The following is an 18,872-nucleotide window of genomic DNA, read 5'->3' as shown; positions in this document are numbered from 1 at the left end:
GCGTATTAATTATTTTTTTTACAATTAGTTCCTGAAAAAAATTCATATTATTTTGGTGTGGGGCTTTATTTTTGCAATAATTCCTTTTCCTCTTCTGTTTTCTGATCCAGCAAATACGCCAGTTTCTTAAGCCGGCTTTCGGCAGGCTCTATGTTCGCGGGGATGATATTTGCAGCCACTGGCTTGGCTTTCTCGGTGCTGATAATTTCATCCTGTTCTTCCCTTTTAAAAATTCTGGTCTGAGGGCGGGACACGAAACTAAAAAAAACTCCCAAATAGCCAAAAAGAGGCCGGCCGTTAAATTTTCCGAAAGTCAGTCCGATACCCAAAAGAGCGGTGGGAACGGCAAAAAGAAAAAAGAAGATGGAAAGCTTCAGCAGAGAATAAAAGAACAGAACGATCCCGCCCGTGGCCATCAAAAAAAGGAATTGTTTCAAGGTTAGCGGGCCAATGAGCTTATCCTCAACATCCGTGAATTGTGGGACTGCGAATTGCATATTTCTTTTGGTGTCTAATGTCTATAGTTCCTAAATATTATACCATATATTTATTATTTACCAAAATAACCCCTTTCGGGGTTTTTCTTTGACCAATAACCTATTTTAGGAAGCTATTTATCCACTTCTTCCACCCCTCGCCCTCATCTTCCCAAATCTGCCAAAACGCGCCCGGTCGGACAATTCTGACGCCGCGGAACTTTCCGAGTTTTAGCAGATGATGATCTGAGGTGATCAGGTAATCCACGCCGGCCGAAACGGCTGATTCCAGGATCTTATCGTCTTCGCTGTCCTCCACAACTTTCAAATGAGCGCTTGACTCAGCAGGTTTGACCGCATCAAAAAAATATTTCAGCTTCTTCAAATAGCCCTCGTCATGAATTTTTTTTTCGGCCAAGAACTGATTTTCCCTCAGCGTCGCTTTGTTGGCATAAGCTTCAATATTCCCGCTGATGGCCAGATCAATGATCCGGTTGCCGAAATTATAAAAATCCTCGGAACCGTCAATAAGCAAATTGGTGTCAATAACAACTTTGAGCATAAAAAAATAAAAAGACATGCTTACGCAATGTCTTTATTGTATCACATCTTTTGACTTTTAGCTTTTCCTTTTTTTACAATCTTTCTATCTCTTTTTTCAGATCAGCTATTGCTTCGAATTCCTGGAATGTCAGCTGGCTCCCAACCTTGGCTGCGGCGACTTTAAACGCGGCTTTCCGGTCCGAACTGTTGTCGGCAATTATCGCAGAGCCGATCTCTAGGTAGGCATTGAACAGAGGACTCTGCTCAAAAGCATTGACCGTGTAGTAAGGTAAGATCTTGTTGGCATTTGCCAGGTTTAGAATTTTCGATCTTAACGCCTGGGTTTGAACGTCAACCGGTCCCTCTCGCAGAACCGATACATCTACTTTTTTCAGATCTTCAATGACATTAATTTTGTCCAAAGAGTGCAGCCCAATTTTTGCTTCTCCCCCTAATTGATAAGGTGTCTCATCCAACCGTCGGACGGGTGGCGGAGGCGTTGGCAGACTGGAAGGATAAATACTGGCTGCCGGTTTTGGAGCAATCGGCCTGGGCGCTGGCGCAACAGGTGCTGGCTTGAAAACCGGCCTGACCGTTTCTTGGTGCGCCTGCAACTCTTGTGTCCCGACCTCTCGCCTTATTTCCGCAGGAGCCAAAGGAGGTGCAGTCTTTTCAAATGTTCGAAGGCTGGGTGCGGGGTTTGCCTGTTTCGGCTCCATTTGCTTGCGAATTACTTCCAGATCCTGGCCGTGGGCAGTGGATGCCGCAACCCCTGCTAACTTTTTATCAAAATCCGAAACAGGCTTTGCAGGTACGGGCTTGGCAGCAACTCCGGGAGCCACCGGCGGATAGTTTACTGATGTTATCAGGATTTCTGCAGGGAGCGCCGGCTCTTCAACCTCTAGCTTGGGTTTTACGGCGTCAAAACGCAGCCAATCATACAGTCTCAATAATTTTAACAGAGTGATTCTTTCAAGCTTGCTCAATAATTTGGCATTTGGTGATTGATTAGTATAAGAGGTTTCATCAGCTACGGTCTTTTTTGATTGATACGTGAGCGAGGAGCCGTTATAATCATATATCCAATTTTTTACGAACGGCTTAACCAGACCGGTCGAAATCCTCATGTCTTTGTCGCCTATTCTGCTGTTGCTTTGCGAAATAGCTGAAATAAAAAGATTTTGAAGATTTTTTGACAATTCTTCATCGTAACCGTAGGAAACGAAAAGAAAATTCAGCCAATATTTCAAATCTGCATAATCCTGATTCAGGAGTACGGTTAAATTTTGAGAAATAAACGACTCTTTTTCCTGATCGGAAACAGAACTCAAACCGATTAACCTAAGCGCGCATAAAATCGGAAAATATTTTTTGGCTAAAGTCTCGCGGTTATCGTCGGCCTTGCTGATCAGATCAGTAAGGCTCAGGAAAACCACCCGGGCGTTATCCGGACTTCCTTCCGCATCAAGCCCGTAAACGAAATCCTCAACTTTGGAAAAAAAATTCGGATCCCGAAGCTGGCTCAGATCAATTTTATCTAAATTTTCAAGAGTAATCCCGCTTATAATCATATTGGTTTAACTGTAAATACCGCTTTATTTGGATCATTCCTATCATGTGCAACAACTAATTCTTTTGTGGCTTTTTTCGAATTTCTATATTCCTTTAATTCTGCATTCACAAGATCTCTTATCCTTTCTGCGGTTGTAAAATCAATGTTACCCTTTGTCAGTAATCCAGAAGCAACTTCAGGCCCGGAATGGACATTCTCCACTAAAATTTTTAGCTTTTTGGGATCGGTTGGTATTGAACTATAATCAATTTTACCATTAACATCTATACTGCCTCCTATCGTGGCTTGCATACGCGGCGCGGTTCTGCGCATTCCCGGAATTGCAGCTCCGACGGAAGGATTCATTCTTTGATAAAATCTTGAGCCTTGGCCGCTAAGATGTTCCCATGTTCCGTTTAATTCCTGGACATGGGTGCCTGCAGGCTCCAATGCCTTAGCCAGATCTTCAGCGTCCCATCTTTTCCCGCGCCTATCGGCTTCGAGCGCTCCGCGGGCGCTCATTATTTCATGCCTGAAGTCCTTGCCATCATATAATTTCTCATCTTCTGTTATGCCGGTTTTATTCAACAAGGCATTAAAATCATCCATATTATTGACAACTCCCAGCTCATTTCCCGTTCGATCTTCAAATTGGTTTGTAGTGGGATTAATAACTCCTAATTTCTTTAAATATGACTGTAATCCATCCGGTCCGTCAAAATTTTTCTTTCCTAAGTCTATAACTGCAGATAGATCAACTGTCGCGCGCGGTTTACCGTCAACATCAGCCTCAACCCCCGCTCCCAAATCCCGGATTTTCTTGTTTCCATCGGACAGTTCAGAAATATAATTCGCTTCCCGCCCGGCTTGCAAAGGATTAGCTCCCGCCGCGATCAAATCCTTAAATATCATTTCTTTATAGGCTGTAGGATCATATTTCTGACCTCTTTCACCAGCCAAGCCATCCTGACCGTTATTCATGGCTATGGCCCGGCCATAAGCCAATTTATCCACCAAATGGGAGGATGACATATATCCCTCGCTTCTTTGCTTTTCCGTCAAACCGGCTTCGTTAATTTCTTTAACTTTCTTGTTTATGACGCGGTTGCTTTCTATTTGGCCAAACTGGGTCGTTCTGCCTAAACTTGGAGCCTGGCCCTTAAGTACATTGCCTAAATTGTGCCATTCAGTCGGCATAACGCGGTTCAAAGTATCGTGCATCGCGCCTACAGCCGGACCATAAGCTTCTTCTTCGAGATGGTGGCTGCGCTGTTCAAAAGCCTTCCTCGCCGCTACAGGATTCAAGAAAGCAGCGGCTTTATACAGCCCCGCTCTGAATGTATTTCCGGACACAGTTGCGGCATCAGCATTGGCATTCATTCGCTTTGTATACGCTCTCCCTACGGTTCCTCCCACGAGTCCGCCGGCAAATGCCATTCCGCCTTTTACTCCGTTGATTATCATATCGCCTCCCACCATGCCGGCTTTTTGCGCCACTAGCACCGCCGAAAACATGAAGAACGAAACCAATATAAAACTAAACATATCATTGGTGGTAAGCGAGCCTTTAATAGCGATCAGTTGTTCCCCTATTCTCAACATGAAAATTGATACAGGAGCCCAGATCAAATATTTGATGAACCACTGCCACCACTCCCGAGCATAGTGTTCAGTGATGGGTAAAATATTTAAAGCATATGCTACAGGAGAGATCACGGTCAGAACCCATAACCCGACTATCCTCACCAGCAGCAATCCGGCAATTGCCAAAAAACTGAACGTAATAATTAGTGCTGTTATGACTTTGAGGATGCCTTGACCCAATGCCGCTGCCGCTCCGCCGGAACTGGTAATAAAAAGGCCCAACGGTCCCTGGCCCTGAGTTACAAGCCCTGAAATAAATTGACCAAAATCACCAAACCCGCCCGCCGGAACAAATACTTGCGTTAAAAAATTGGAAAAATTGATCAGCGTATCGGCAATGACTTTGCTGAAATTTATAAGTAAAGCCATAATAATCAATTTTGGCAGTAAGCGCTTGTAGTTGTACTCTTCTCCGATCTGTAAAATTGTGGCCAAAGCCATAGCGATAAACGCAAGAATGAAAAACATGTTCATTAGATCCCGCACAATTGTCCATCCGCTCAATACTATTTCGCTCTGAATTGCCGATCCGAAATTCCCAATTGACCAGTTCAATATTATGCCGGCCAAAGAACTCAATGCCAAAAGTACATATGTAATCACATTCAAAATAAACGATATAACCCAGCCTACCGCCTGGCTTAAAGGATTGACCGAAGCTCTTTGATTATCCGATGCCGCCTGCGCGGCTTCCCTGTTCTTTTGAATTTCAGGCAAGGAACTGATGGAACCGCCGCTCATTTTCATGATCCTCAAATTATCAATTTGGTCATCTTTTACAACAGTAATATTCCTTCCTAAGCTGTCGGGTGTTGTGGAAACTCCCGTATACCTGCCCCAGGTGCAATAAAAATTGTACGGATCAAATATAGTATTCAGACCTACGGTGGTACTCACACCGCTGCTGGTATTCACAGTATTTGGGAACGCTTGGGCGAGTTTATCACCAATGGCCTTGCATTGTTGTTTATATGTATCAAATGGCGCATAAGACCAGCTTTCCACGCTATGGGTAAAGCCCGTGAAGGTCCCGGCACCATTCGTGTAGGCATCGCGCATTTGTTGCCCAGTCTTATCCATCTGGATGAGCTCAGCCGAAGTAATAGTATCGGGTGTAGAAGGTGTAGTAGTCGTGGAAGGAAAAGGATTTGTGACAATAATCGGAGGATTTGCCTGCGCCAAAGCAAAATTAGCAAACACTAAGCTTGCCAAGATTGAACTCATAAATATACTAATTTTTGCTTTTTGTTTCATCTTTTCAAATTTAACAGCACATCAAGGTGCCGGCACAACTACAACGTCTGATCTCTCTTTGATATTTGAATCATGGTTCTGCCGCACCCCTCCTGCAGTAACCATAATTCCGACTTTCTCGCCTGGCACGATCATATGCCCGAACATCGGACCGTACTGGCTGCCGGTTGCCCAATTGCAGAGCGGCGGATTGGAATTATAAATGCCGCCTCCATTGCCTGGCCTTCCAAACCACTGATCAACCACCGCAGCTCCATACCATTGGCCGTCAATATACAGGAAATACCAGATAGTGTATTGAATTGTGTCGGCGCTTCCCGCAGTATACGGCTGATCTGGCCAACGGTCAGGACCATCTTTCTTAGTAAAATCAATTGAACCATTTGCAGAGAGATCGGGATTTGTGATGGTCGCGGTCTGGGCCCAGCCGGCGACATTAGGTGAACCTGCTTCATATACAACGGAATTCAGATCAATTGAATCCGGTTGTGTGCCAGCCGTGCCCGTACTGGTCACAGTACAAGTTCCCCCCGCTGGTGGCGGAGCCAGCGCAGTTTTCGATCCGACGCAATTATTTGGAGCTGTGCCGCCAAAGAAACAATTATCAATTATACCGTTATTATTGACAGAAAATCCGTCTGCTATCCCGTCGCCATCAATATCTATATTTGCCCCCGAAGTAATTCCCCCATTGTTTGATGGAACATAAGGGTGATTTGGATCTTCATTTATTACTGCACTGCTACTGGAACTGGCGGTTAATGAATTAAGTAAAAAGTTTCCTAAGGCGCCGCCAATCGCGTACCAAAAGTTATTTGGGTCAAAATTGGTGTTGGTCTGGCTTGATATAACTCCCTGTAACCAATTATTTATAAAAGTGGTGGGGTTATCGATAAAAGATCGGGCATTATCCAGAGCCGAAGCATTCCATTTGCCGCCGGAGGCTACACATGAAGCAGGCGCCCAGCCATCGCCCCAGGAAACGTTATCGGTCGTATTACTGCAAAAACCTCCGACAACTCGCCCGGCTTTCAGACTGTTGCCGACTATTACTTCCAGCTGCGCCGCTGTCGTGGCGGCTGACTGGAATGCCCCAAATTGTCCCTGGAGGTTTTGATACACATAACCCGGCGGGTTGAGATAATAACTGAAAGCAGTGGAATAATAATCATAGCCCGATAAATTATTCGGATTGTTGGTTATCACATTATCTGACACGCCAAAATTATTCTGATAATAATTATTGATCGCAGTTTTAAGCCTTGGGATTAGAGCTTTGTTCGGATCGGGTCCTCCGGTAGTTCCTGTTGATTGGCCTGTTACATAACCTGCGTTCATCAAGCCGTATATTTGCCGCAAATTCGGGTCTTGGATCTTATCACTAATATAATTGCTTAAATAATAATTAGTTAAAACTTGGTCATAATAGAGGTAGTTCCTGATCTTATATTTCTCCGTTAATTTATTGATAAAAACTGAGGTGAATTTTTGGACTGCGGCAAAAGCAATGCCCCTCATAATGGCAATGTATTTATTATCGAGCTGATCGGGTATGTTCAACGCCGTTGTTGTGGGCACGGTAATTGCTATTGTTGACGGCGGAATAAAGGTTGACGGCAAAGGAAAATCATCCGCGTGAGCTACAGAAGGAGCTGAAGCCAATGAAAAAAACAAAACTTGCAATAAAACAATGCTTCCAGTTAAGCCAATCGAGATTGTTTTTTTTATTCTATTTACCGACATTGTATTTTTTCACTAATTTCGTGGCTTCAATGCCGGTCTTTTGAACCAATGAAGTGTAAGTACGGACACTATCATACCAAGAGTTGCTAATTACGTTCGTTGTGTCAGACAGCTCACTCTGGGAAGGCAAAACCATGATTAAAGGAATAGTTTGCAACAGGCCAATTTGATATTTCTGAAGCTGCACAGCGTCAGATGGAACCGTAATTTGCTCTGTTTCCGACAATGCCTTGGCAGTATTTGTTCTCAAATCATCCAGGCCGTTGGGGTCCTGAACCTTGATCAGGGTTGCAATGTCGACGTCATCTGGAAAATATTTCTTAAAAATATTGTTAAGCTGGTTTAAATAATCACTAATGCTTTGCTTCGAATTGTCATTCGAAGTTTTGATGCTCGCATCACTAACGTCGGGTAAAGGTGCATTATTGACATCGGTCATATCCGAAATCATGCTTTTTATGTCTTTGTCAAAAACCAAACTTTCTCCAAAAATATTCCCGTCGTTGGCTGCCTGATCAAAAGTAATTTTTCCTGATTTGCTCGGATCAAATCCACCAGCGACCAATTGTCCGTCAGACATTTTATCTCCAACGGTGTGGTTATTATTAGGATCGGTGTGATAATAAAATTCCTGCGCATTGGTCAATACATCGTGGTCTGGATCAGCGTCGGGTTTACAAACATTCCAATTGCTGCTTTGAGGAGTACAAACGCTGGAACCGAAATATTGCTGATACCACCATCCCGGGATCGTAGCTGAAATTTGCTGCACTTCGGCTATCTGGACAGGCTTATTGGCTTTCCTAAACAAAGCAATACCAACGCCCAAAACAAAAATCACGCCCAGCAAAACCGTAATTAAAATTTTCGCAGTTTTTTTGTTCTGTGGCCTGTCGGTAGCAAACGTTCCGTATTGATTTTTTGGTTTTTTATTTCTGAACATTTTTTTATCTGCCGCTTGTCCCAAAATAGAATGCTGGAAAAATTGGCGCTATTGGACAATTAAAAGGAAGCGGGGTAGGAAAATATGTTCCTAAAACTGCGACCCCGGGAAGATAAAAATTATAAAAAGATCTAGGTTGTATCGGAGGCAGTAGTAAATGCAAAACTTTTGGTCCTGGTCCAAAATTTGAAACGGTAGCTATAGCAGGACAATTGACAAATACTGTGATAATTGGGGGCGTAGTAAACAAAAGCCGGCCGCCGAAAGGCAGGCCTGCCGCTTGCGCCTGAGCCTTATGAGTATGAGGCAAAAACAGCACACTAATAAGTATTACTGTTAGTGCAAATAATCTGGTTGCTTCTTGTTTATTTCTTGACATGAACATGCCGTCTCTCAAAATAAGGAATGACAAGCTCAAAACTAGGCTTGCCAAATCTCTCATTTCGGCTTTATTTTATTGATTTTTGTTGGTTTTTGTTTCGAAAACCGTTTCAAACTATATATATATTATAGCACAGATTCTGATTCTTTGCAAGCCCCAAAACACTTTTTCAGATATCAGATGCTTCCAAGGCTTTATAAAGCTCGATCCACTGCTCAATTGAGAGGTCCTGCGGTCTGGCTTTGGGATCGATCCCCGCTTTTTGCAAAGCTGCAGGATCTTTTATCGTGTTGTGAATTTGTTTTCGTTTGCCGGAAAAAGCTGTTTTGATAATGCGGAAAAATAATTTTTTGTCTTTGATCTGCGGGTATTTGTTGCTTGGGACAATTTTGAGTATCACTGAATCCACTTCAGGCACAGGCCAGAAACTTTGTTTGGAGACATTTAATGCAACTTCAGGGTCTGAATAGATCTGCACGGATATTCCGAGTACGGAAAGTTCTCCCGGTTTTGCCACCACCCGTTCCCCCACTTCTTTCTGGACCATGAGCACCAGAAGTTTCGGCGGGTTTCGTAATTCCAAAAAATTCTGAATTAACTTTGATGTCAAATAATAAGGGATATTGGCGACAACTTTATAATCTCCTTTGATATTTTCCGCGACATGAAATCTTAAAATATCATCATGCACGATATGAACGTTTTTTTTGTCTTTCAATTCTATGTTAAGCAGAGGGATTAATTTATGATCTTTTTCCACAGCCCAGATCTCTTTTGACTTATCTGCCAACTGCCTTGTCAAAACTCCAAGACCAGGGCCAACCTCTAATACGATATCGGTTGGTTTGAGCTCCGCAACTTTCAGGATCTCCCCCAGCACATCCGCATCGATCAAAAAATTCTGACCCATGTAATCCTTGGGCTTAAGTCCCCGCGCGCGGAAATAATCTTTCAGTTCACCAGTATTGATTTGATTCATGGATGTCCAATAATTCTTCAGGGATGGCTTTGAGGATCCTTGACGGTATCGAAACATTCCTCATGCCGTACTGTTTGCGCGTTTGCGCATAGACCAGATACAGATTTTTTCGCGCGCGGGTCACGCCCACATAAGCCAAGCGCACTTCCTCGGCAATGTCTTTTGGTTCAAGCAAAGAGCGGGCATGGGGCAGCAAGCCTTCCTCCAGCCCCACCAGAAACACGGTTTCGTATTCCAAGCCTTTCGCCTGATGCAAGGTCATAAGAGTTACTTTCGGAGAATTCATATCAACTTCATCAGCAGAGGTCATGAGCGCCACTTCTTCCAAAAACTGATTCAATCCTTCTTTCCAGGGCAACCCCCGAAAACTGCCGGCCACATTGAACAGTTCCTGGACGTTTTCCCATCGGCCTTCGCCTTCTTCCGACCCATCGCGCAAAAAACTTTCATAGCCGGTCAGTTTCAGGACCTGGCGAAGCAGATCAAGCAGATTGCCGCTTTCATCCAGATTGGTCAGCAGATCCTGCATTTCAAAAAAATTCTTGACCGCAGGCTTGGCTGCCATCAATTCACCAAGCAATTTCTCGTTCTTTTCGAGCAAAGATTCTTTGAGCAAGTCAAAGGTCTTCGGACCAATGCCGCGTGGAGGGGTGTTGATGACACGCTTCATGCTTATCAGATCATTGGAATTAACCAAAAGCCTCAAATAACTCAAGATATCTTTAATTTCTTTGCGTTCGTAGAATTTCAAACCGCCGACGATCTGGTAAGGGATCGAGGCCTCGATCATAACTTCTTCCAAAACGCGCGACTGGGCGTGCGTACGGTAAAGCACGGCAATGTTGTTCAGTCCGTTCCGGTTCCTAAGCTTGGGCAAGATCTTGGATTTGGCATTGCGCATAATTCGTCCCAGGATTGTCTCGTCATCCTCTTCCACGTATTGCATCTCTTCTGACTTCCCGTCCTGCTGTTCAATGATCTTGCCGGCGACAAAGTAAGCTTCTGCCAGTTCATCCGGGGCCACGAACAAGACCGGGGTTTTCCCCTGCTCATTTTCCGTCCAGAGCTTTTTTTTATGCTGGCGGGGGCTTAATTCAATGATCTTTTCCGCGATAGAAAGGATCGGAGCCGTAGAGCGGTAGTTCTGCTCGAGGCGGATGACGCGGGCCTTGGGATAATCTTTTTCAAAGTCCAGGATATTCTGCAGGTCAGCCCCGCGAAAACCGTAGATCGCCTGTGCGTCATCCCCGACCACAAAAATATTCTCATGGGCCGCGGCCAGGAGTTTGGTAAAAATATACTGGGCATAGTTCGTGTCCTGGTATTCGTCTACCAGGATGTATTGCCAGAGTTTCTGGTATTTTGCCAAAACCTCGGGATGCTTTTGAAAGATCCTGACCGGTAAAACCAAAAGGTCGCCGAAATCCACGGCATTGTTCTTCCGCAGCTCCTCCTGATAAGTCTCATAAACTTTTTTTACCGTCCGTGAAAAAGCCTTATCGTCTTCCTCCATATCCTCGGGTTCCTCCAGATTGTTTTTCGCCCGGTCAATGATGGCGCCGAACATTGACGGCTTGTATTTGGTCGGGTCCACGCGCTGTCTTAATAAAATATCTTTGATCAGGCTTTCCTGGTCCTGGCTGTCGTAGATCAAAAAATTAGGATCAAGCCCGACTAATTTTCCGTCGATGCGCAGGATCTTAACCCCAATGGAATGAAAAGTTCCCATGGTCGGCAAACCATCAAGGTTCTTTCCGAGCAGTTTCGTGATCCGCTCCTTCATTTCTCCCGCGGCTTTGTTGGTAAACGTCACTGCCAAAATATTGCGCGGGCTTAAACCGATCTTTTTTATCAGATAAACGATCCGCATGGTCAAAGCGCGCGTTTTGCCGCTGCCTGCGCCGGCCAAAATCAAAACCGGTCCCATCGGGGCCGTGACAGCTTCTAATTGAGCTTGATTAAGCCCTAAATTTTCTTTCATGGCTCATGCATTATACAGGTTATAGGTTTTAGGTTGTAGGTTATAAAAAAACCGCATTTTTTTGCTGCCTACTATCATCTTTAACCTGTCACCTGCTCTTTTGTGGATATTATAACGAAAATTAGCCCCTGAATTGGCCCTTTTTTCAACTTTTGCACATATAGCGGTGTGTAAAGTGTTGACCAAATTAGCTAATTTTGATAAGATTGGGGCTACGAATATTGTTGTTTTGTGTAAGAACATTTAGCCCATAATTTGGCTTACTTTACGGATTATTTATCCCTATTGCGGTTGAAAAAGTGAGCCTTTGACTGGTGTATACAAGGAGTTCTTATTTCCTTCCTCATCCCTTCGCTCAAAAAGTTCGCAGAATCCTGGAAATCGAATAGCAAGTTCACTATCCATCCTTTCAAGTCTCTTCACTCCCGCCATCTCCTTCCCCTCTCAGTTCCGGACTATGTCGCCCGTTTTAGTTTGGAATTGGTGGTTTTAACTATCGCCGCTTTTACGGTTTTGGTTAATTTTTCCTTAAGCACTCACGCCAACCTCATCTCTTCCTCCGATGATCAAAGCGTGATTTTTTCTTTCCTTAAAGCCAACCCGAAACTGAACACCAGGCTCATGGCTTCCAGCGATACCACTACGATCATGGCCGGCAGCGATCAGTTCGTAAATACGGCGCAGGCCCAGTCTTCCCTTGGCATAGTCCTGGCGAGCGCGTCAGTGGGCGCAAAAACTCCAACCGCGGACCCGACCACCATCCAGGCTGACGTGATAGTAAAAACCAATCCTGCTGATACCCAGAACAACTACCGCCAGGGCCTGACCCAATACAGCGTCCAGCCCGGCGACTCTGTTGTCAGTGTCGCGACCAGCTTCGGAATTTCCCCGCAAACTATCATGATGGAAAATAAGCTGGACACGACCAGCGTCATAAAACCGGGGCAAGAACTGACGATCTTGCCGATCACCGGCATTACCTACACGCTCAAGGAAGGTGATACTTTGGAATCGATCTTAAATAAATATAAGGTTTCTGAGGATGATTTTCTTGACGCCAACAATATCGAATCTTTTGACGATCTGGATGTAGGCGCCACTGTAGTCATCCCTTTGGATAATGTCACTGTCCCGACAAAGCCAAAACCTCCTTCCCAGTTCGTCCGCGATGACAGCAATCAGGTCGCCTTAAAACAAGCCGCTGCTCCGGATAATCTGTTGTCGGGACCCGTTAATTTCATATGGCCGACCCCGGTCCGCAACATCACGCAGGGCTTCTCCTCCCGTCATACCGGGCTGGATATTTCCGACAGCAAAATGGAGCCGATCTATGCTGCGGCTGACGGGTTCGTTGAAATCTCAGGTTATCAGGCCAACGGCTACGGCAACACGATCGTCATCAACCACGGCAATGGTTTTAAAACGCGCTATGGGCATGCTTCAGAGCTTTACGTGCAAGCCGGTGATACTGTGAAGCAGGGCCAGCTGATCGCCAAACAAGGCCACACCGGACGTGTTCGCGGAGTCACAGGTATCCACTTGCACTTTGAGATCATAAAGAACGGCACGCGAGTTAATCCGCTGGCATACGTAAGGCCCTAAAAATGTAACGCAAAACATGTAATAAAAACCGGAATTGATTTCCGGTTTTTTTTTGAGTTACAAGTTACACGTTTACTGTACTATTGATCCCTTTACATTCAAGACATCATCATTAATGCTTGATGAGGATACAGAACTTATATTCTGGGTTTGAATCGGCTGATTGACAAAAGTGTCGGTACCCACCGCCTGCACATTCGAAAGCAGGTTTAACGGTTTGCCGCGGTCTGATTCCGTGGGCGTGACCTGCAGCTGGAATGTTACCACCAAAGCCGGAGTGAACTTGCCGGTGAATGCCGGCAGGGTTCCGATCTTCCAACTGATCTTTCCCGAATTGGGATCATAGCTTAAGCGCTGTTTTTCCGAATCCGGGACTATTACACTATTCCATGCGGTTGGCGGCAAGGGCAAAGATGCCGTGACTGTGGTTCCCGACACATCATTGCTTAAATTAGAAAGCGTGAAGGTCATGGCAAAAATGGTGGTTTGGCCGACCTGCATGGGAACTACGCCGGAAACATAGTTGCCGTCAACTGTAAGATCAAGGCCGGAGATCAATTTGAGCACCAAAGCCGTGGCCTGAGTCGGCTGGGTTATTTCATCCGATGAAATTGTTGCAGACGCTGTGACTGACTGGTTTTTCAGATTGGTCGGCAGATTGTCCTTAACCGGAACCGAGAAATCGATCTCGCCGCTGTCGTTGGGAGATAAAGCCGCAAGGGCGGGCGTGGTCGCAGCTTTCCAGGTCAGGGTATTGCCGGTGATGATCGCATTTTGCGCCGTGAGCCTTGTAAAATCCACCGCTGGGCTGTCCAGATTGAGGGTGATAATAATATTGCTCAAGCCGATACTCCCCTGATTGGAATATTTCAGCGCGTACTGGATACTGTCTCCCAGTTTGATGTAGTCCTTGGATGTCGATGAGATTGTCAACGCTAAGGAAGAAGGAATGATCTTGAAAGTAGCGGTGGAAACCAGCTGCGGTGCAAAAGTGTTATTGATAATTTGCCCAAGATCGGCCCGGACCAGCAAATCCTGCGACGAATCCCCCGTAAAACTCCCTGTGATATTGATATTCGACGAACTGCCGCTCGCAAGTTTCGGGATGATCCAATAGCTGTTGTTCTTGGCAGGCGCCGGGACGCTGGAAGTAAAAATAAAGCCCTCGGGATAGGTCAGCTGTACTGCCAGGTTATCGAAATCCTGCGAAGAAACATTGGTAAAATTTATGGTATATGTCGTGTTCTGGCCGTTCACGACATCCACCGGACCGTTGATATCCATGGTCAGATTGGGCGGCAAAATACCGGTATGTTTGCTCTGCTCCACTATAAATTCGGAGTTGAAGTTGGACAAGCGGTAATGCAACCGGGCCTTAATTTCCTTATCCTCGCCCGTGGAACCGGAAAGTTTTCCTCTGATCACGATTTCGAAACTCGCCCCCTGCTTTAAGATCGGCAGGTTAAAAGCCTGGCCTGTGGAATTCGTGGCGACCGGAGTAGATGATTTGAATGTAAAACCGGACGGATAAAAAACTTCCATCGAAATTCCGACCAAGTCGGCATTTTCGCCATTGAGATATTTAATATCGTATTCCGCTTCGTTGCCTGAGGTCAGCTGGTCCGGACCTTTCACGGTCAGCAAAACGTTCGTGGATGTAGGGCTGACTGGAGTGGTCCCCCGGGACAAAAAATACCAGAAAATTCCGCCGAGCAGAACGATTGCCACGGCCGACGGGATGATTATTTTTTTATTTTTAAAAAATCTCTTCCAGCCGCTTTCCGGCCGGTTGAAATCCACTGGTATCTCTTCGCGGGTTTTCTCGTCAAAAATCTGATCGTCGGGCATAAACTTAAACTGAAATTAAGAATGGTTCGGATTTAACGTTGCGCTCGATGATATATTCGATAAACCTGTTAACGTCAATGTGAGAATTGGATTTCTTGGGAGAACCAAATCCTAATACGGAAGCCAAACCCAAAGCAAAGCCGTCGATCAAAAAATAATCATTTACCGCTGATTGCTCTTCCAGTTTGCCCAAAAAATCAGAGAGCAGATCATAGGCTGGCGGATTTGGATGTTCGTCAGCGGTCATTTTCAGCATTAACTCTGAAGCGTAGAACGCAATTGCCGTCTTTTTCAGATCTTGGACCAGGCTCTTGAATTGCCGGATGGGTTTGGCCCCGATCAAGGTCGGCAAATGATTGCCTGCAACAAAAATCTCAACTTCGGACAGGTCCTGCATGGCATAGTTAAGCTTACTGGCAGGTTTGCGCAGAGATCTGGCCAAAACCCTTATTTTCCCGGCTTCCCTGCTCCAAACGCTGACAATCTGATCGGCTTCCCTGTAATTTTGTTTCTTTAAGATGATTCCTGTAAGTTTCTTGTATTTCACTTTTTTAACGCAATCGCCGCTTTTTTCCCGTCTATTTCAACGATTTCTCCGCCCTTTTCCCGAGAAATCTTCCCGATATAAGTCTTTTTGGTGTCGAACAGTTCAAAAGCGGCTTTTAATTCATCATCATCTGTATCATACGATAAATCGGCCTGTTCGCCAACCTGCAAGCCTGACTTTTTGCGCATATCCTGAACAGCCCGTTCCAGTTCGCGCGCTAAGCCTTCTTTTTTGAGTTCCGGGGATATGTTCAGATCAAACTCAAGCTTGCTGCCGAAATTTACGGCTTTGACATTCAGTTCGTCAGCCAAAATATCCTCATATTCTTTTGATAACTGATCTTTAAGCGTATAGGTAACCGAGGCCAGAGGCTGGCGCAGTTTTATGTTTGATCTTTTCCGCAGCGCGTGCCCTTGTTCCACCGTTTCTCTGACAAACTGCATCTGGCTCAAGATTTCTTTTTGTTCAGCGGTCAACTCTTTCTTTTCCGGCCACTTGGCCAGATGCACCGAGATCACATCCGGATTTTTATTCAAATTGCTGTAGATCAGTTCAGACAGATAAGGCGTTACGGGAGCTGAAACTTTTGCCAGAACCATCAGCGCATGGCGGAGGCTACCGAAGAAATGGCTGTCTTTTCGTCCTCTGCTCCTTCTCACATACCAAGTCGAAAGTTCATTGATATAATTTTCTATCGCTCTCGTTGCGCGCACAGTGTTGTAATTATCCAGCTGCTCCGTAACTTCGTTTACCAGATCTTGTGTCTTGGCTACGATCCAAAGATCCAGAACATTTGTCAAATCCGGTTTGTAACCGGGTCCCTTCGGCTCCCAATCAGCTTCATTGGCATAAGTCACAAAATAATTATAAATATTCCAAAGGATCAGAATATTTTTGCGGTAAACAACCCCCAATTCCTTCTCACTGAAGTTCAAATTGTCAGCGTTCATGACAGAAGAATTCATTAGATAAAATCTCAGGGCATCCACGCCATATTTATCGATCACGATCCAAGGGTCGGGATAGTTATTTTTTGACTTGCTCATCTTGTCGCCGTCTTCAGCCAGAATAGTGCCTGTGGTCGCCACGTTTTCAAACGGCGCTTTACCGAATAAATTGTAAGAGATGACATGCATGACGTAAAACCAGGCTCTGGTCTGGGCAATATACTCGGAGATGAACTGGGCCGGAAAGCGTGACTCAAATGTTTCTTTCTGATCAATTGGATAATGATATTCCGCAAATGGCATGGAACCGGCCTCCACCCAGGAATCAAAGATTTCCGGCGTTCTATGAGAGTCCTTGCCGCATTGTTTGCACTTCAAAACGATGTCATCAATATACGGCCGGTGCAGATCCGTTACGCTGACGGACACTTCAAAAACTTGGCCAAACTTCGGGTATTCTCGCTCTGACCCAAAATATTTCTGTAGCATCCATAGCGCGTCGCCGTGCGAAACAACGAGTATTTTTTTATCTTGATATTTTTTATTGATTTCTTCAGTAAAATCAACCATCCGCTCTTGCAATTGCTTCCAGGTTTCCCCTTGGGGAGCGGCTTTATCCCACCGCACTTCAACAGGAAAATCGCGGTCATAGTCAGCGTCCGGTTTGCCGTTATATGTGCCGACATTGTATTCCCTCAGTCGTTCATCCTCGACCACTTTAACTCCGAGTAATTTTCCGACAATTTCTGCGGTCTCCTTTGTCCGTTTCAAATCAGATGAAAATATCAGATCAACACCACCGCTCTTCCGGAGGTCATTCGCTAATGCTTCGGCTTGTTTTTTTCCTTCATCAGTCAGGCTGCTGATAACAATTTCCGGATAATTACTGGCCACCATCGTAAGGTTCAGGTCAGCTTGGCCGTGTCTTGAAAAATAAAAAGTATTTCTTTCCAAACCCAGATCCTTGATACTGCCAACCACGGTATTGTGCCCGTCTTCGCACTTCCAGACCGGGATCGGGTTGCCCCAGTATCGGTTGCGGGAAATATTCCAGTCAGGGGCTGCTTCCACGCTTTTTTCGTACCGGCCGTGTTTCAGATGCTCGGGGAACCAGTTGATCTCTTTGTCATTTGTTTCCAAAAGGCCTTTCTTGATCTTTTGGATATTCATGAACCAGGCCGGGATGGCATTGTAATAAAGCGTCGTACCACAGCGCCAGCAATGCGGATAAGAATGTTTGTGCTGATTTTTTGCAAACAACAATCCCCTGCCCTCAAGGTCTTTCTTAATGATTTTTTCCGAATCTTTAAAATATACGCCTTGCAATAACTTCGGCGCCTTATCATTAAACTTTCCTTTTTCATCAAGCAAAGGAACCACGGGCAAACCGACTTTCAGCCCCAGATCATAGTCATCTTCACCGTAAACCACGGCCGTGTGCACGACCCCGGTGCCGTCTTCGGTATTCACAAAGTCAGCCGCATAAATTTTAAATGACTTGTCTGATCTCACATCAGGCACATCAAATAACGGTTCGTATTCCAAGCCGACAAGTTTGGAGCCTTTGAATTCTTCAATAATTGTCCCGTCTTTATTCAGTTTTTTTTGCCAAAATATAGAACTCATCGCCTGCTTTAACTTTTACGTAATCAATATCCGCACCCACAGCCAAGGCCACATTGCCCGGCAAAGTCCAGGGGGTGGTCGTCCAGGCCAATAAATAAGTGTTCTTCTGCTTTTGGATTTTGAATTTTACGGTTACCGCTTCTTCTGTGACTTCCTGATAACTGTTATCCATAGCCACTTCAAAATTTGAAACCGGCGTTTCGCAACGAGGACAATAAAGAAGCACCCGGCGGCCTTCGTAAACCAACCCTTTGTCATAGATCTGTTTGAATGCCCACCAGACGGACTCCATGTAGTCGCGATCCATGGTTTTGTAAGAATTATCAAAATCAACCCAGCGCGCAATTCGGCGGATGGTCTTCCGCCACTCGCCCACATATTCCAAAACCATTGAGCGGCAGGTTTCGTTGAATTTTTTTATGCCCAGCTTCTCAATGTCCTTTTTGCCTGAGATCCCCAATTTCCGCTCAACTATCTCTTCTATCGGCAGGCCATGGCAGTCCCAGCCCCAGCGGCGGCGGACAAATCTTCCGTTCATAGTCTGATAGCGCGGAAACAGGTCCTTTACAGTTGAACCTAAAATATGTCCGTAATGCGGTGTACCTGTAGCAAACGGCGGGCCGTCATAAAAAACGTACGGCTTGCCGTTTTTCGTCTGCTCCAAAGATTTTTGGAAGATCTGATTGTCTTCCCAAAACTTTAAGACCTCTTCCTCAAGTTTGGGAAAGTCAGGCTTCGGATCGATTGGTTTAAAAGTTTGCTTCATAAACTCGTTATGGTGCGGAAAAAATAAAAAGCCACTTTC

General features: G+C 45.2%; 14 protein-coding genes. 1 reads left to right on the top strand and 13 read right to left on the bottom strand.

The genetic code is table 11. The features are described from left to right. Window positions 1-65 precede the first annotated feature (65 nt). From WDN47_05070 to WDN47_05030, 9 genes are all read right to left on the bottom strand, one after another. Entirely contained in the window at window positions 66-497 is a 432-nt protein-coding gene (locus tag WDN47_05070; protein ID MEJ0021912.1) for a PrgI family protein, read from the bottom strand. Between the two features lie 100 nt (window positions 498-597). Then, window positions 598-1,056: a putative toxin-antitoxin system toxin component, PIN family gene (locus tag WDN47_05065; protein MEJ0021911.1), complete on the bottom strand. Its 459-nt coding sequence runs from the start codon at window positions 1,054-1,056 to the stop codon at window positions 598-600. Window positions 1,057-1,111: 55 nt separating this feature from the next. Next, window positions 1,112-2,590: a hypothetical protein gene (locus tag WDN47_05060; protein MEJ0021910.1), complete on the bottom strand. Its 1,479-nt coding sequence runs from the start codon at window positions 2,588-2,590 to the stop codon at window positions 1,112-1,114. Then, window positions 2,587-5,439, bottom strand: coding sequence for a hypothetical protein (locus tag WDN47_05055; GenBank protein MEJ0021909.1), 2,853 nt, complete (start codon window positions 5,437-5,439; stop codon window positions 2,587-2,589). The genes WDN47_05060 and WDN47_05055 overlap by 4 nt, the downstream gene beginning before the upstream one ends. A gap of 51 nt (window positions 5,440-5,490) precedes the next feature. Continuing rightward, the gene (locus tag WDN47_05050) at window positions 5,491-7,212 is read right to left on the bottom strand and encodes a hypothetical protein (protein ID MEJ0021908.1); all 1,722 of its coding nucleotides are present in this window, start codon (window positions 7,210-7,212) and stop codon (window positions 5,491-5,493) included. Then, window positions 7,199-8,155 (bottom strand): hypothetical protein, encoded by a 957-nt coding sequence (locus tag WDN47_05045; GenBank protein ID MEJ0021907.1) that lies wholly within the window; start codon window positions 8,153-8,155, stop codon window positions 7,199-7,201. The genes WDN47_05050 and WDN47_05045 overlap by 14 nt, the downstream gene beginning before the upstream one ends. A 4-nt stretch (window positions 8,156-8,159) precedes the next feature. Beyond that, window positions 8,160-8,597 (bottom strand): hypothetical protein, encoded by a 438-nt coding sequence (locus WDN47_05040; GenBank protein MEJ0021906.1) that lies wholly within the window; start codon window positions 8,595-8,597, stop codon window positions 8,160-8,162. Window positions 8,598-8,706: 109 nt separating this feature from the next. Beyond that, on the bottom strand, window positions 8,707-9,516 hold the full coding sequence (gene rsmA / locus WDN47_05035) for a 16S rRNA (adenine(1518)-N(6)/adenine(1519)-N(6))-dimethyltransferase RsmA (GenBank protein ID MEJ0021905.1): 810 nt from the start codon (window positions 9,514-9,516) through the stop codon (window positions 8,707-8,709). Then, window positions 9,494-11,497 carry a UvrD-helicase domain-containing protein gene (locus WDN47_05030; protein ID MEJ0021904.1) on the bottom strand — a complete coding sequence of 668 codons (2,004 nt, stop codon included), beginning with the start codon at window positions 11,495-11,497 and terminating at the stop codon, window positions 9,494-9,496. Before WDN47_05030 ends, rsmA begins: the two co-directional genes overlap by 23 nt. Before the next feature lie 483 nt (window positions 11,498-11,980). Between WDN47_05030 and WDN47_05025 the strand changes: the two genes are divergently transcribed. Further along, the gene (locus WDN47_05025) at window positions 11,981-13,099 is read left to right on the top strand and encodes a M23 family metallopeptidase (protein ID MEJ0021903.1); all 1,119 of its coding nucleotides are present in this window, start codon (window positions 11,981-11,983) and stop codon (window positions 13,097-13,099) included. A gap of 72 nt (window positions 13,100-13,171) precedes the next feature. On the opposite strand, the gene WDN47_05020 is transcribed toward WDN47_05025, so the two are convergent. Genes WDN47_05020 through WDN47_05005 form a run of 4 tightly spaced genes read right to left on the bottom strand, consistent with a single transcriptional unit; the run spans window position 13,172 to window position 18,833 of the window. Continuing rightward, window positions 13,172-14,947, bottom strand: a complete 1,776-nt coding sequence (locus WDN47_05020; GenBank protein MEJ0021902.1) for a hypothetical protein — start codon at window positions 14,945-14,947, stop codon at window positions 13,172-13,174. A 4-nt stretch (window positions 14,948-14,951) separates the two neighbouring features. Further along, entirely contained in the window at window positions 14,952-15,494 is a 543-nt protein-coding gene (gene recO, locus WDN47_05015; protein ID MEJ0021901.1) for a DNA repair protein RecO, read from the bottom strand. Continuing rightward, entirely contained in the window at window positions 15,491-18,067 is a 2,577-nt protein-coding gene (locus WDN47_05010) for a class I tRNA ligase family protein (protein MEJ0021900.1), read from the bottom strand. Before WDN47_05010 ends, recO begins: the two co-directional genes overlap by 4 nt. Next, a complete protein-coding gene (locus WDN47_05005; GenBank protein MEJ0021899.1) occupies window positions 18,033-18,833 on the bottom strand; it encodes a class I tRNA ligase family protein in 801 nt (266 codons plus the stop codon). The genes WDN47_05010 and WDN47_05005 overlap by 35 nt, the downstream gene beginning before the upstream one ends. Window positions 18,834-18,872: the final 39 nt, after the last annotated feature.

The organism is Candidatus Doudnabacteria bacterium (genome assembly GCA_037200925.1).
Classification (GTDB): Bacteria; Patescibacteriota; Doudnabacteria; order UBA920; family O2-02-FULL-48-8; genus JBDTSL01.
This window is presented reverse-complemented; position numbering and strand designations above follow the sequence as displayed.